General features: G+C 75.5%; 11 protein-coding genes and 1 pseudogene. 8 read left to right on the top strand and 4 right to left on the bottom strand.

Annotation, left to right across the window (positions count from 1 at the left end; genetic code table 11):
* Window positions 1–138 precede the first annotated feature (138 nt).
* Window positions 139–2,232: a SpoIIE family protein phosphatase gene (locus QQY24_RS28120; RefSeq protein ID WP_301975515.1), complete on the top strand. Its 2,094-nt coding sequence runs from the start codon at window positions 139–141 to the stop codon at window positions 2,230–2,232.
* Window positions 2,233–2,563: 331 nt separating this feature from the next.
* Here the strand turns inward: QQY24_RS28120 and QQY24_RS28115 are convergent, their stop codons facing one another.
* Entirely contained in the window at window positions 2,564–3,373 is an 810-nt protein-coding gene (locus tag QQY24_RS28115) for a putative protein N(5)-glutamine methyltransferase (RefSeq protein ID WP_301975514.1), read from the bottom strand.
* A gap of 300 nt (window positions 3,374–3,673) precedes the next feature.
* Here QQY24_RS28115 and QQY24_RS28110 point away from each other — a divergent pair, with 300 nt between their 5' ends.
* The 6 genes from QQY24_RS28110 (at window position 3,674) to QQY24_RS28085 (ending at window position 8,997) form a co-directional block, all read left to right on the top strand.
* Window positions 3,674–4,114 carry a MarR family winged helix-turn-helix transcriptional regulator gene (locus tag QQY24_RS28110; RefSeq protein ID WP_301975513.1) on the top strand — a complete coding sequence of 147 codons (441 nt, stop codon included), beginning with the start codon at window positions 3,674–3,676 and terminating at the stop codon, window positions 4,112–4,114.
* A 137-nt stretch (window positions 4,115–4,251) separates the two neighbouring features.
* Window positions 4,252–4,857: a sulfite oxidase-like oxidoreductase gene (locus QQY24_RS28105; RefSeq protein ID WP_301975512.1), complete on the top strand. Its 606-nt coding sequence runs from the start codon at window positions 4,252–4,254 to the stop codon at window positions 4,855–4,857.
* Window positions 4,850–5,611: a ferredoxin reductase gene (locus QQY24_RS28100; protein ID WP_301975511.1), complete on the top strand. Its 762-nt coding sequence runs from the start codon at window positions 4,850–4,852 to the stop codon at window positions 5,609–5,611. Before QQY24_RS28105 ends, QQY24_RS28100 begins: the two co-directional genes overlap by 8 nt.
* Before the next feature lie 315 nt (window positions 5,612–5,926).
* Complete coding sequence (locus QQY24_RS28095) at window positions 5,927–6,511, top strand: hypothetical protein (protein ID WP_301975510.1); 585 nt, start codon at window positions 5,927–5,929, stop codon at window positions 6,509–6,511.
* A gap of 237 nt (window positions 6,512–6,748) precedes the next feature.
* Window positions 6,749–7,717, top strand: coding sequence for an acetylxylan esterase (locus QQY24_RS28090; RefSeq protein ID WP_301975509.1), 969 nt, complete (start codon window positions 6,749–6,751; stop codon window positions 7,715–7,717).
* A 113-nt stretch (window positions 7,718–7,830) separates the two neighbouring features.
* Window positions 7,831–8,997 (top strand): serine hydrolase domain-containing protein, encoded by a 1,167-nt coding sequence (locus QQY24_RS28085; RefSeq protein ID WP_301975508.1) that lies wholly within the window; start codon window positions 7,831–7,833, stop codon window positions 8,995–8,997.
* A gap of 283 nt (window positions 8,998–9,280) precedes the next feature.
* Here the strand turns inward: QQY24_RS28085 and QQY24_RS28080 are convergent, their stop codons facing one another.
* Window positions 9,281–10,030, bottom strand: coding sequence for a class I SAM-dependent methyltransferase (locus tag QQY24_RS28080; RefSeq protein WP_301975507.1), 750 nt, complete (start codon window positions 10,028–10,030; stop codon window positions 9,281–9,283).
* A gap of 4 nt (window positions 10,031–10,034) precedes the next feature.
* Window positions 10,035–10,598 carry a PadR family transcriptional regulator gene (locus tag QQY24_RS28075; RefSeq protein ID WP_301975506.1) on the bottom strand — a complete coding sequence of 188 codons (564 nt, stop codon included), beginning with the start codon at window positions 10,596–10,598 and terminating at the stop codon, window positions 10,035–10,037.
* 72 nt (window positions 10,599–10,670) lie between these two features.
* Here QQY24_RS28075 and QQY24_RS28070 point away from each other — a divergent pair, with 72 nt between their 5' ends.
* Entirely contained in the window at window positions 10,671–11,093 is a 423-nt protein-coding gene (locus tag QQY24_RS28070) for a nuclear transport factor 2 family protein (RefSeq protein WP_301975505.1), read from the top strand.
* A gap of 78 nt (window positions 11,094–11,171) precedes the next feature.
* Here QQY24_RS28070 and QQY24_RS28065 read toward each other — a convergent pair.
* Window positions 11,172–12,407, bottom strand: a pseudogene (locus QQY24_RS28065) (cytochrome P450).
* Window positions 12,408–12,634: the final 227 nt, after the last annotated feature.

Genomic DNA, 12,634 nt, shown 5'->3' with positions numbered 1-12,634 from the left:
CCGGGCGCCGCACGTGCGCCGCCGCGGTGGGGATGGTGGACAGGTACGGCGACGTCCCGACGAGCCGGGTGTGAGCGCGGCGGAACGTGGGGAGTCGGCACGGGGACGGCGTGCCGACGGGCGAAGGCGGTGCGTGGCATGACTGCAGCCGGGGCTCCGGAACCGGAGGGCGACGAGCCGGTGCGCGGGCCGGTGCGCCCGGGCGGACTGCTCGACGTGCTCGGGGTGGCGTCGGTGGTGCTGAACGCCGAAGGCCGGATCGTGCTGTGGAGCCCCCAGGCCGAGGAGCTGTTCGGCTACACCGCGCACGAGGCGCTCGGCCAGTACGCGGCCCGGCTGATGGTGCACGAGCGGCACATCCAGCTCGTCGGCGAACTGTTCGCCGACGTGATGAGCACCGGCCAGAGCTGGTCCGGCGGCTTCCCGATCCGGCACAAGGACGGCAGCACCCGGCTGGTGGAGTTCCGCAACATGCGGCTGCTGGACGACCGGGGCGACCTCTACGCACTGGGGCTCGCCGCCGACCAGACGACGGTGCGCCGGCTGGAGCAGGACGTGGCCCTGTCCGAGCGGATGGTGAAGCAGTCGCCGATGGGGCTCGCCGTCCTGGACACCCGGCTGCGGTACGTCTCGGTGAACCCGGCGCTGGAGCGGATCAACGGGCTCACGGCCGCCCAGCACCAGGGGCGGACCCTGGGGGACGTGCTGCCCTACCCCTACGCCAAGGCGCTGGAGGACGCGGCGCGGCAGGTCCTCGACACCGGTGCCCCGCTGATCGACCACCCCGTCGGGGGCCGTACCGTGGCCGACCCGGACGAGGACCACATCTGGTCGGTGTCGCTGTACCGGCTCGACGACGCGACGGGCAACGTGCTGGGCGTGGCGGCCTCGGTGGCCGACATCTCCGAGCAGCACCGGGCGTCCGTCGCGGCGGAGGCCGCCCGGCGCCGGCTCGCGGTGATCGCCGACGCCTCCGCCCGGATCGGTACGACGCTGGAGCTGGAGCGCACCGCCTGCGAACTGGCCGAGGTCGCCGTGCCGGAGCTGGCCGACGTGGCCGCCGTGGGCCTGCTGGACGGGGTGGCGGAGGGCCGGAGCAGCACGCTGGGCCCGACGCAGTCCGCGCTGATCCGGTCCCTGGCGCTGCGCCCGCAGGACGACTCGGACGCCGTCCGGGCGGCCGACCCGCCCGGACGGGTCGCCCGGTACGCGTCGGACCGCCTGATCACCGAGTGCGTGCGCACGGGCGAGGCGGTGCTGGTGCCGCGGGTGAAGGACACGGACCTGCCGCGCATCGCCCGCTCCCCCGAGGCGGCCGCGCTGCTCGGCCTGGCGGGCCTGCACTCGTACCTGGCCGTGCCGCTGATCGCGCGGGGCCAGGTGCTGGGCGCGCTCGACCTCAAGCGCATCCGCAACCCGGCGCCGTTCGACGGGGACGACCTGCTGCTGGCGCGGGAGCTGGCGGCGCGCGCGGCGGTGCAGATCGACAACGCGCGCTGGTACCAGGACGCCCGCAACACCGCGCTCACCCTGCAGCACAGTCTGCTGCCCGGCCACCCGCCGGTGACGACCGGTCTGGAGGTGGCCTCCCGCTACCAGCCGGCCGGTGCCACCAGCGAGGTCGGCGGCGACTGGTTCGACGTCATCCCGCTGGAGGGCGGCAGGACGGCGCTCGTCGTCGGTGACGTGATGGGCAGCGGCATCGGCGCGGCCGCCGCCATGGGCCGGCTGCGCACGGCGACCACCACGCTGGCCGCGCTCGGCCTCGACCCGGCGCTGCTGCTGGAACACCTGGACAAGACGGCCTCGGCCCTGGACCACTCCATCGCGACCTGTGTGTACGCCGTCCACGACCCGCACCGGCGCCAGTGCCGGATCGCCAACGCCGGCCACCTGCCCCCGGCCCGGGTCCGCCCCGGCCGGCCGCCGGAGCTGCTCGACCTGCCCACCGGGGTGCCCCTGGGCGTGGGCGGCGTCGGGTTCCGCACCGTCACGGTCGGCTTCGAGCCCGGCGACGAGCTGGTCTTCTACACCGACGGGCTGGTCGAGACCCGCTGCGACTCGCTGGACGAACGCCTGGACTTCCTGCTGTCCCTGCTGGACGACCCGGCCCGCCCCCTGGAGGAGGTCTGCGACCTCCTGCTGCGCACCCTGCACCACCCCGACAACCACGACGACGTGGCCCTGCTGATCGCCCGCGCGCAGGAACTGGGCCAGGGCCAATACCAGTGACGTGAGGCTGTTGGCTGGTAGGGCGCGGGGAGGTGCCGGATGCCGCGGCCGGGTCAGGTGAAGCCGGAGACGGACGAGCGGTTGTCGGATCGCATTGCGGTCGGGCTGCTGACGCGGTCGTTCCCGGCGGAGGGCACCACCCCGATCGGCCCGCCCACCAGGACCCGCCGAAGCTGAAACCCTCAAGTCACTGGTATCGGGGCCGGGACCCGTCATTTGGGTCATGCCGGGCTCGCGGGGTCCGGCCTGTCCGAACGCGGGCCCCAGGCCCTGCCGTCGGTCTCCCGCCCGCCGGAGCGGGGCGGGAGACCGACGGCCCGGGGCAGCACGGCTAGGGCTGCCGCACCCCGATCACCACGTGGGCGTACAGCTCCTCGGACACCGCCAGCCGGGTCGTCAGGCCCGCGTCGGCGAAGACCTGCCGGGCGGCCCCGGCCTGGCGCTCGCTGGTCTCGGCCAACAGGCAGCCACCGGGTGCGAGCCACCCGGGTGCCCCGGCGGCCACCCGGCGCAGGACGTCGAGGCCGTCGGCGCCGCCGTCGAGGGCGACGAGCGGTTCGTGGTCGCGGGCCTCCGCCGGCAGGAGCGGGACCTCGGCGCTGGGCACGTAGGGCACGTTGGCCGTCAGGATGCCGATCCGACCCCGCAGGCCGGCGGGCAGGGCGGCGTAGAGGTCACCGGTGTGGGCCCGGCCGCCGAAGGCGGCGAGGTTGCGGCGGGCGCAGCGCACGGCGGCGGGGTCGACGTCGGCGGCGTGCACCTCGACGGCGCCGAGCGCGGCGGCCAGGGCGGCGCCGAGGGCGCCCGAGCCGCAGCACAGGTCGACGACGACGCGCGCGTCCGGCGCCTGGGCGAGGGCCTGGTCGACCAGGAACTCGGTACGGCGGCGCGGGACGAAGACGCCGGGTTCCACGGTGATGCGCAGACCGTGGAAGTCCGCCCAGCCGAGGACGTGTTCGAGCGGCAGTCCGGCGGTTCGCCGGTCGACCATCGCGGCCAGTTCGCCGGGCGTGCGGGCGGCGGCGAGGAGCAGCTCCGCCTCCTCCTCGGCGAAGACGCACCCGGCGGTCCGGAGCGCGCGGACGACGGCGGAGGAGGACGGGAACGGGGAAGGAGGGATCGAGGAGGGCGGGGAGGGCATGAGGCCGGGAGCCTTTCGGAAACCTGGGGCCGAAGGGCGCTCCCGCGGTCACCGGTGCCGGTGGTCCGCGCTGTCACGCGAAGCGGTCACGGGGAGGGAGCACCCCAGCTGACACAGCGGTAATGGGTCCCACCTCCTCGACAGACCGCGGCCGCGAGGGTCCGCGGCAGGCGTCACCCTACCCCAGCGTCCGCATCCGCCGTGACCGGTGCCGGGGCGGCCGGGTGGCCCCGTCCCCCAGTTGTATTCTGCAACCAGAGGACGGGAAGGCGGGTCCGTCAGGGGACGGGAGGTGGGTCCGTGAGCGCAGCGGAGACGGCCGTGGAGACGATCCAGCGCGAGATGACGAGCTTCGCCCGCCGGGCGCGCGCCTCGGCGGGACGCATGCATCCCGAGCTCTCCTTGGTGTCGTACACCCTGCTGGGCCACCTGGAGGAGCGCGGCGGCTGCCGGGCCACCGACCTGGCGGCCCACCACGCCCTGGACAAGTCGACGGTGAGCCGCCAGGTGGCCGCGCTGGAGCGGGCCGGGCTGATCGAGCGGCGCCCGGACGCCGGGGACCACCGGGTGCAGGTGCTCCAGCTGACCGGGGCGGGCCGGGCGATCCTGGCCCAGGTCACGCGCAGCCGCCGGGCAGCCTTCCGGGAGCGGCTGGCCGACTGGCCGGAGGAGGACCTCGTCCGCTTCGCGGCCTACCTGGAGCGGTACAACGCCCACGCGGAGGGTGCCGGACCCGGCTGAGCGGCCCACGGCGGTGAGGGGTGCGGCGGTGACATGCGGTGGGCCGCGTCCCCCCGGGCCGGGCCGCTCGCGCGGCTGACGTGATCGGGGCACTGACCTGGGGCGGAGCACCCGCGGTGGGAGCGTACGGTTGGACCATGAACGTCACCCGAGGCTTCACGGGTCGCCCGCGCGCCGACCACCCGGGGCTGCCGCCCGGGCAGTACGACGCGGGGGACGACTGGCCCGTCCTGTCCGCCGAGGTCACCCCGGACCTCACGCCCGCCGACTGGTCCTTCCGCATCGACGGCCTGGTGGAGCGGCCGTGCACCTGGGACTGGGAACAGGCGCGGGCACTGCCCGCCTCGGCGTACGACGGCGCCATCCACTGTGTGACGAGCTGGTCGAAGTTCGGGGTGCGCTTCGGCGGTGTCTCGCTGGACGCCTTCTTCGATGTGGCGCAGCCCCATGGGTCCGCCACCCATGCGATCGCGTACTCGCACACGGGCTACACCACGAACCTGCCGCTCGCGGACCTCACCGGCGGACGGGCCTGGATCGCCTGGGAGTACGACGGCGCGCCGCTCGCCCCCGAGCACGGCGGCCCGGCCCGGCTGCTGGTGCCGCACCTGTACTTCTGGAAGAGCGCCAAGTGGATCGCGGGCATCACCCTGCTGGACCACGACGAGCCGGGTTTCTGGGAGCGCAACGGCTACCACGGGCGCGGCAACCCCTGGGAGGAGCAGCGGTACTCCGGTGACTGAGACGGCGGCCTTCACTCCCCCGACCCGGTTCGCGGTGCCCGGCCGCATCGCGGTGAGCGGGCAGACCGCAGCGAGGTGGCGGACGGCCACGCTGACGGAGATCCGGCGCGAGACCGCGCGCGCGGCCACCTTCCGGTTCGCGGTGCCGCACTGGGCGGGGCACCTGCCCGGGCAGCACCTGATGCTGCGGCTGACCGCGCCGGACGGCTACGCGGCCCAGCGCCACTACTCGATCGCGTCGGCGCCGGATGACGCGGGGCACCTCGAGCTGACCCTGGACCACGTGCCGGACGGCGAGGTGTCCGGCTGGTTCCACACGGTGGCCAGGCCCGGTGACACGGTCCAGGTGCGCGGCCCGCTGAGCGGCTTCTTCGCCTGGCCGGGCGACCGGCCGGCGCTGCTGCTCGGGGCCGGTTCCGGTGTCGTGCCGCTGATGTCGATGGTGCGGCACCACCGGGCGCGGGGCCTGTCCGTACCGCTGCGGATGCTGGTGTCGGCGCGCAGCCCCGAGGAGCTGATCTACGCCCGGGAGCTGGGTGCCGAGACGACGGCCGTGTTCACGCGCAGCGCCCCCGGAGGGGCGCCCGTAGGGCGTGTGGCCTCCGCACACGTGGCGGCGCTCCTGGCCGAGCAGCCACCTGGCGGGTGGGAGGCCTATGTGTGCGGTTCGAACGGGTTCGCCGAGCACGCCTCCCGCCTGCTGGTCGCGGCCGGTCAGCCGGTCGAGCGCATCCGCATCGAACGCTTCGGCTGAGCCTCCGGCTCCCCGACCCCGCCGCACCGGTCATACCGGTCACCGGGGCACCGGGGCACCCGGTCATCGGGGGGCCTGCGCACACTGGTCACCCGGTCGGCGGGAAGCCTGCCGCGCCCGTCGGCCGCCGCTGCGGGGGCCTGCCGCGAGCCGTGCTCCAGATGGGCCGGAACTCGCGGTACGCGGGGTGCGCGAGGTCCGACGAACGGGGTACGAGACGGATGTGGGCGCGCGTGCGCGTGAGCGGTGGCGGGGTGGCCCGCCGGTCACCGGCCGGTCCGGCCCCCGGCTTCCGGCCGCGGCGAGGAGGTGGACATGCGTACCCGGGTGCGTGGCTGGCGCTGGCGGCGCAACCCCCTGCGGCGCCGGTCGGACGTCGTGGAGGCGTGGACGGGACTGCTCGTCTGCGTCCTGCTGCTGGTGACCGCGCCCCTGGCCGGCCTGGGGGCCGGCCAGGCCGCGTACGACCAGGCGCAGGCCGCCGCCCGGGTGCAGCGGGCCGAGCGGCACCCGGTGCGCGCCGTGGTCATCGGGGACACGGCCGAGCGGCTGCCTGGCGTGCGGAGCGACCGGCAGCACCCCTACCGGGCGGAGGTCCGCTGGACGGATCCGGGCGGAAGGACGCACAGCGCCTCGGCCCGCGTGCCGCGGGGGGCCCGGGCCGGTGACGCGGTGAGCGTGTGGTTCGACGCGCGGGGCCGCACGGTCGCCCCGCCGCTGGACGACGTGGCGGTCCGGCAGCACGGCGTGGTCACGGGCGTGTTCGCGGCGGGCGGGGCGGTGGCCGTGATCCTCCTCGGGCACGCGGTGGAGCGCCGGGTGGCGCTGCGCCACCGGCTGGCCGAGTGGGAGCGGGAGTGGGCGCGCACGGGACCGAAGTGGACCCAGCCGCGGGCCTGAGCCGGCCGCGGAGCCCGGCGCCCGGGCGCCTGCGGGGCGGTGGCGGGGGTGACCCGGCCACCCGGTTGCGGGGCCACCGCGGACGCCGGTCACGGCAAGCGGCCGCGCCGTCCGCGACCGGTGTGGCGACGCTCTGGGCGGGGACCGCGCCGTCCGCGCCCCGCACCGGTCCGGCCGGCCGTCCGGCCGCCCGCGCACGGTGAGCCGCGCAGTCCCCCTCCACGAAGGCGGTTGTCGATGGTCCTGTTCGACCTTCCCCTCGATGGACTGCGCGCGTACCGCAGCGCGTCCGCCGAGCCCGAGGACTTCGACGCCTTCTGGGCCGGGACCCTGCAGCAGGCACGCGCGCACGACCTGGGCGCCCGTTTCGAGCCGGTGGACGCCGGGCTGTCCACCGTGCGGGTGTACGACGTGACGTTCGCCGGGTTCGGGGGTCATCCGGTCAAGGGCTGGCTGCGGCTGCCGGCCGGTGCGCGGGAGCCGCTGCCGCTGGTGGTGGAGTTCATCGGCTACGGCGGCGGGCGCGGGCTGCCGCACGAGAAGCTGCTGTGGGCGTCGGCGGGCCGGGCGCACTTCGTGATGGACACGCGCGGGCAGGGCAGCGCGTGGGGCGGCGGGGGCGGCACGGCGGACCCGGTGGGCGCCGCGCCCGCCTATCCCGGGTTCATGACGCGGGGCATCGACGCGCCCGGGAACTACTACTACCGCCGTGTGTTCACGGACGCCGTGCGCGCGGTCGAGGCGGCCCGCTCGCATCCGCTCGCCGACGCGGCGCGGACCGCCGTGATCGGCGAGAGCCAGGGCGGCGGTATCGCCCTCGCGGTCGGCGGCCTGGTCCCCGACCTGGTGGCGGTCGCCCCGGACGTGCCGTTCCTGTGCGACTTCCCGCGCGCCATCACGCTGACGGATCGGCACCCGTACCGCGAGGTGGGCCTCTTCCTCAAGACGCACCGGGGCCGCGCGGCGGACGCGCTGCGTACCCTGTCCTACTTCGACGGGGTGCACTTCGCGGCCCGGGGCCGGGCCGCGGCCCTGTTCTCCGCCGCGCTGGAGGACCAGACGTGCCCGCCGTCCACCGTGTTCGCGGCGTTCAACGCCTGGGCGCACCGGGACAAGGCGATCGAGGTGTACGACTTCAACGACCACGAGGGCGGCGGCCCCTTCCAGGAGGCGGCGAAGCTGCGCTGGCTGCGCTCGTACGCCTGAGGCACCCCGCCCGCACTCTCCCCGCCCTTCCGCCCCGTCCGACCAGTCGGTACGTTCGGGGCACCCGGACCGTGACGGCGCGGCCCGGGCGGTGCGGAGACGACGGAGGTGCCATGTCCGGGCACGAGGCACGGGTTCACGGCCACTGCGACACGCGTTTCACGGCGGTGCGGGAGGTGTTCGAGGAGAACTTCCGCGAGCGGGGCGAGCTGGGCGCCGCGGTGGCGGTGACCGTGGACGGCGGGACGGTGGTGGACCTGTGGGGCGGCTGGGCCGACGCGGCCCGCACCCGGCCCTGGGAGCGGGACACGGTGGTCAACGTGTGGTCGACCACCAAGGGACCGGTGGCGCTGTGCGCGCACATCCTCGCCGACCGGGGGCTGCTCGATCTCGACCGGCCGGTGGCCGCGTACTGGCCGGAATTCGCGGCGGCGGGCAAGGAGGAGGTGCGCGTGCGGCACCTGCTGTCGCACCGCTCCGGACTCTGCGGCCTGCGCGAGCCGCACACGCTGGAGCAGCTCTGCGACTGGGAGCTGACCACCGCGCGGCTGGCGGCGACCGAGCCGTGGTGGGAGCCGGGGACGCGGTCCGGGTACCACGCGCTGACCTACGGTTTCCTGGTCGGCGAGGTCGTGCGGCGGGTCTCGGGCCTGCGCCCGGGCGCCTTCCTGGAGCGGGAGGTGACCGGACCGCTCGGGATCGACTTCAGCGTCGGACTGCCACAGAAGGACTCCCAACGGGCGGCCGAACTGGTGCATCCACCGGCCGCGAACGCCGGGGAGCGGGGGGTGGCTTTCAGCCGGCTGGCGCCGGCCGCGGTCGCCGCGCTGGCCAATCCGCTGGTGGGTGCGGCGCAGGCCAACACGCCCGAGTGGCGGGCGGCGGAGATCCCGGCGGCCAACGGACACGGCACGGCGCGGGCGGTCGCCGCGCTGTACGGCGTCTTCGCCGGGCGCGGCCTGCTGGGCGGCCGGCGGATCCTGTCGGCCCGGGCGGCGGAGCGGGTGCGCGAGGGACAGGGCCGTTGCCGTGATCTGGTGCTCGGGGCGGGCTTCGACGGCGAGACGGAGATCGGGCTCGGGCTGTGGCTCAGCGGCCCCCAGGGCTCCTACGGCCCCAATCCGCGGGCTTTCGGGCACGACGGGTTCGGCGGCTCCTGCGGGCTCGCGGACCCCGAGGCCGGGGTTTCCCTGGGCTATGCGATGAACCGGATGGGCTCGCGCATCGCCGACGACCCCCGGAAGACGGCCTTGGTGGAAGCCTTGTACAGCGCGCTGTGACCGCCCGGCGGCGACGTGTTTCGGCCGCACCGGCAGGCCGTTCCCCCTCCCGTGACGTGGACCGGTGCCGGACCTGGTCGCGCGATGGGCCCGAACGGCTGCGCCTTGTCACCGCGGCAGGCGCGGCGTGGCCCGCACCACCCCGCACGGTCCCCGTGCGATCCCCCGCGGAACGACGGCGGGTCCCGGTACGGAGGACCGCCTCGACTCCGCTCGACGCACCGCCCCCCGAAGACCGCGGAACCGGCCGTGCACGCCGGACGCGACGCGGGGGTCCACTAGTTCACGCCCTCCGCGGCGGGGTGGTGTCCGCCGTCCGGCGGGCCACGACCAGCCGGGCACGGGGGCTGCCGTCGCCACGCCGGCCGAAGCCGGGCAGGGCGTGCAGCTCGACCGCGAAACCGCGGCGCGTCAGCTCGGCCAGTACGCCGCCCAGCCGGAAGGCCCGGTAGTACATGACGAAGGGCGGCCGCCACACGGCGTTGCGGATCCGCATCACCGCGTCGAAGCCGAGCAGTGTCCAGAACGCGGGGTCGGCCGGCCAGGGCGGGGCGGTGACCGGGAAGGCGAAGCGGCCGCCCGGCCGCAGCACCGTGTGGACCCGGGAGAACAGGCCGGGCAGTTCGCGGGGCAGGAAATGGCCGAACGCCCCGAAGCTGACCACCAGGTCGAAGGCGGCCGTGAACGGCAGCGCGCGGACGTCCGCGCGCACCCAGGACAGGTCCGGCCCGTCGGACGTCACCCGGCGCCGGGCGACGTCGAGCATGCCGGCGCTGAAGTCGACGCCGGTGACGCTGCGCCGGCACAGCCCGGTCAGGAGGCCGGTCCCGGCGCCGGTGCCGCAGCACAGGTCGAGGCCGTCCTCGAACGGGCCGAGCGGAGCGAGCGTTCCGGCGACGGACTGCAGCAGCGCGTCGGGCGTCCGGAAGGGGGTGTGGTCGAACTTCGGGGCGAGCAGGTCGTAACCGTGCTCGACGGACGACAGCGCCTGTACGGCGAGTTCGCGCAGCGTGGGGCCTCCGGGGCGGAACACGCCGTCAGCCCAGGGGGACGCGCCGGCCGAGGACCGCGAGGGCGCGCTCGCACCAGCGCAGGTTCTCCTCCTCGAAGCCGATACCGGCCAGCAGGGTGAGGTACGGGCCGATCCGGTCGGCGGTGCGCAGGTACTCCTCCTCGGTGTGCCCGCCGAGGAGGCGCTCGCGCACCCGCTCGTAGCGGTCCAGCTTCCCGCGCGCCCAGCCCCTGCGCTCCTCGATCAGCGCCCGGGTCACCCGGGGGTCGCCGCCGTCCATGGCCTGGATCTTGATGAGCAGTTCGTCCCGGACCGCGGTGGGCCGCCGCGGCGGTGCGGCGGAGAAGTCGCGCAGCTGGGCGCGGCCGGTTTCGGTGAGCGTGAACATGCGCTTGGTGGGACGCCGTTCCTGCTGGACCGTGCGGGCCTCGACCAGTCCGTCCTGCGCGAGGCGTTCCAGTTCCCGGTAGAGCTGCTGGGGGGTGGCGGGCCAGAAGTTGGCGAGCGAGACGTCGAACAGCTTCGACAGCTCGTAGCCCGAGGCCTCGCCCTCCAGCAGGGCGGCCAGCACGGCGTACTTGAGCGACATGTGGACACGCTAGCAGCAGGTGGTTATTCTCCTTTGCACTTAATCAATTAATTGAGTATTCGAGGTGATCCGATGCGCGCTTTCCGCGAGGCGGTCGAGGCGGGCGACCTGGACGCCGTCGAGGCGCTGCTGGCCGACGACGTCGTCTTCACCAGCCCGGTCGCCTTCGCGCCGTACCCGGGCAAGGCGATCACCGCGGCGATCCTGCGCGGGGTCTCCCAGGTGTTCGAGGACTTCCGGTACGTCCGCGAGATCGGCGGCCCCGACGACCGCGACCACGCGCTGGTCTTCGCGGCCCGGGTGGGCGACCGGGAGCTGACCGGCTGCGACTTCCTGCACCTGGACGAGAACGGCCTGATCGACGGCCTCACGGTCATGGTGCGCCCGCTCTCCGGCGCCCGGGCGCTGGCCGAGGCGATGGGCGCCCGGTTCGAGCGGATCGCGCAGGACGCGGCGGCGCGGTCCGCCCGGCCGGACCGGGGGCTCGGCCCCTGAGCCGTTCCGGCGCGGCCCGGCGCGCGCCTTCAGCCGGTCGCGCGCGTCGCGGCGCCCGGGCCGGGCGCCCCCGGCCGTTCAGGGAGCCGGGCGCCCCGGCGGCTCGCGCACGCCGTTGCCGACGAGGCCGGCGTTCGGCGGCAGGTCCCGCTCGGGGACGGCGAGGTCCGGGGCGGGGAAGCGGGTGAACAGCCGCTCCGGCGCGACGGTGGCCTCCAGGCGGGCCGGCGGGGCGCCCAGGCGGTAGCGGGCGCCGTGGCCGAGGGAGAGGTGGCGGACCGCGTCGGGGCGGGCCGGCCGGGTGACGTCGAGGCGGCCGGCGTCCGGGCCGTGCGCGGCCGGCGGCGGAGTAGCCGGCGAGGACCGGCGTGCCGGCGGGTATGACGGTGCCGGCGACGGTGACGTCCCGCACCGGGTGGCGGAACGGGAAGTAGCTGACCGGCGCGTCCCGGCGCAGGGTCCCCTCCACCACGTCGGCCCAGCCGGCCCCGCCCGCGCGGACCAGGTCGAGCTGGTCGCGGTGGCCGCACAGGGCGCGCACCGCGTTGGTGATCAGGTTGAGCGTGGTCCCGTGCCCGGCGACGACCATGAGGACGAGGGTGCCGATCAGTTCCTGCGGGCCGAGCCGGTCGCCGCCCTCGTCCCGGGCCGCGATCAGCGCGTTGGTCAGGTCGCCGCCCGGGCGGGCGGCCCTCTCGACGGCGATCGTGCCGAGCAGGGCGACGAGTTCGCGGTTGGCCGCGACGGCCTCGTCGGGCGCGAGGTCGGTGGCCACGACCTGGGTGCTCAGGTGGTGCAGCCGGTCCCGGAACTCCGGTTCCACACCGAGGAGTTCGCTGATGACGCCCATCGGCAGCGGCAGCGCGAAGTGCCGGCGCGGGTCGGCGACGCCGTCGCCCGCCTCGGCCGCCGCCGCCAGCTCCTCCAGCAGGGTCTCCGTCAACTCGGCCACATACGCGCGGAGTTGCCCGGTCCGACGGGGTGTGAAGGCCCGGCTGACCAGGGAGCGCAGCCGCCGGTGGTCGTCGCCCTCGGCGGTGGTCATGCCCCGCACCCTCGCGAACGCCAGCAGGGCCGGCCGGGGCCGACCCGCCCCTGCCGCAGGGCCGTGAAGTGGCGGGCGTCCTCGGCGGCTTCGGGGTGCTGGAGGAACTCCCGGAGCGCTTCGTGCCCGAGGACGGCCATCCCCTCGACGCCGCCCGGCAGTTCGACCGCGGTGACGGCGCCGCGGGCCAGCAGCCGCGCGTTGTCGGCGTGCGGGCAGCCGCCGGAGGGGTTCGGACGGTGCGGGGGCCCGCTCGGCGAGGTCTGCACGGCTCTCCTGACGTCGTACGGATGACGGGTCCGGCCGATCGTAGGCGCGCCGCGGCGCGCGCGGACCCGCTCGTGCGTCCATCCGACGGGAGGGCCCGCCCGTGCGGGACGCACCGATGTGTACGGACGGCGCCGACGGGGAATGCAGACGCCAGGTGTGCTGTTGACCGTCGCAGGAGCACCGGTACAGTGCGATCAGCGCACGGTTGCGCCCTTTCGTACGGGCG

Source organism: Streptomyces sp. TG1A-8 (assembly GCF_030499535.1).
In the GTDB taxonomy this organism is placed as follows: domain Bacteria; phylum Actinomycetota; class Actinomycetes; order Streptomycetales; family Streptomycetaceae; genus Streptomyces.
The sequence above is the reverse complement of the archived record's forward strand: the minus strand, read 5'-3'. Positions and strand labels throughout refer to the sequence as shown.

What these genes read in the sequence shown, in the direction of transcription:
- QQY24_RS28120 (WP_301975515.1), top strand. Translation starts at nt 139, where the DNA reads ATGACTGCAGCCGGGGCTCCGGAACCGGAGGGCGACGAGCCGGTGCGC.
- QQY24_RS28115 (WP_301975514.1), bottom strand. Translation starts at nt 3,373, where the DNA reads ATGCCCTCCCCGCCCTCCTCGATCCCTCCTTCCCCGTTCCCGTCCTCC.
- QQY24_RS28105 (WP_301975512.1), top strand. Translation starts at nt 4,252, where the DNA reads ATGAACGTCACCCGAGGCTTCACGGGTCGCCCGCGCGCCGACCACCCG.
- QQY24_RS28095 (WP_301975510.1), top strand. Translation starts at nt 5,927, where the DNA reads ATGCGTACCCGGGTGCGTGGCTGGCGCTGGCGGCGCAACCCCCTGCGG.
- QQY24_RS28090 (WP_301975509.1), top strand. Translation starts at nt 6,749, where the DNA reads ATGGTCCTGTTCGACCTTCCCCTCGATGGACTGCGCGCGTACCGCAGC.
- QQY24_RS28085 (WP_301975508.1), top strand. Translation starts at nt 7,831, where the DNA reads ATGTCCGGGCACGAGGCACGGGTTCACGGCCACTGCGACACGCGTTTC.
- QQY24_RS28075 (WP_301975506.1), bottom strand. Translation starts at nt 10,598, where the DNA reads ATGTCGCTCAAGTACGCCGTGCTGGCCGCCCTGCTGGAGGGCGAGGCC.
- QQY24_RS28070 (WP_301975505.1), top strand. Translation starts at nt 10,671, where the DNA reads ATGCGCGCTTTCCGCGAGGCGGTCGAGGCGGGCGACCTGGACGCCGTC.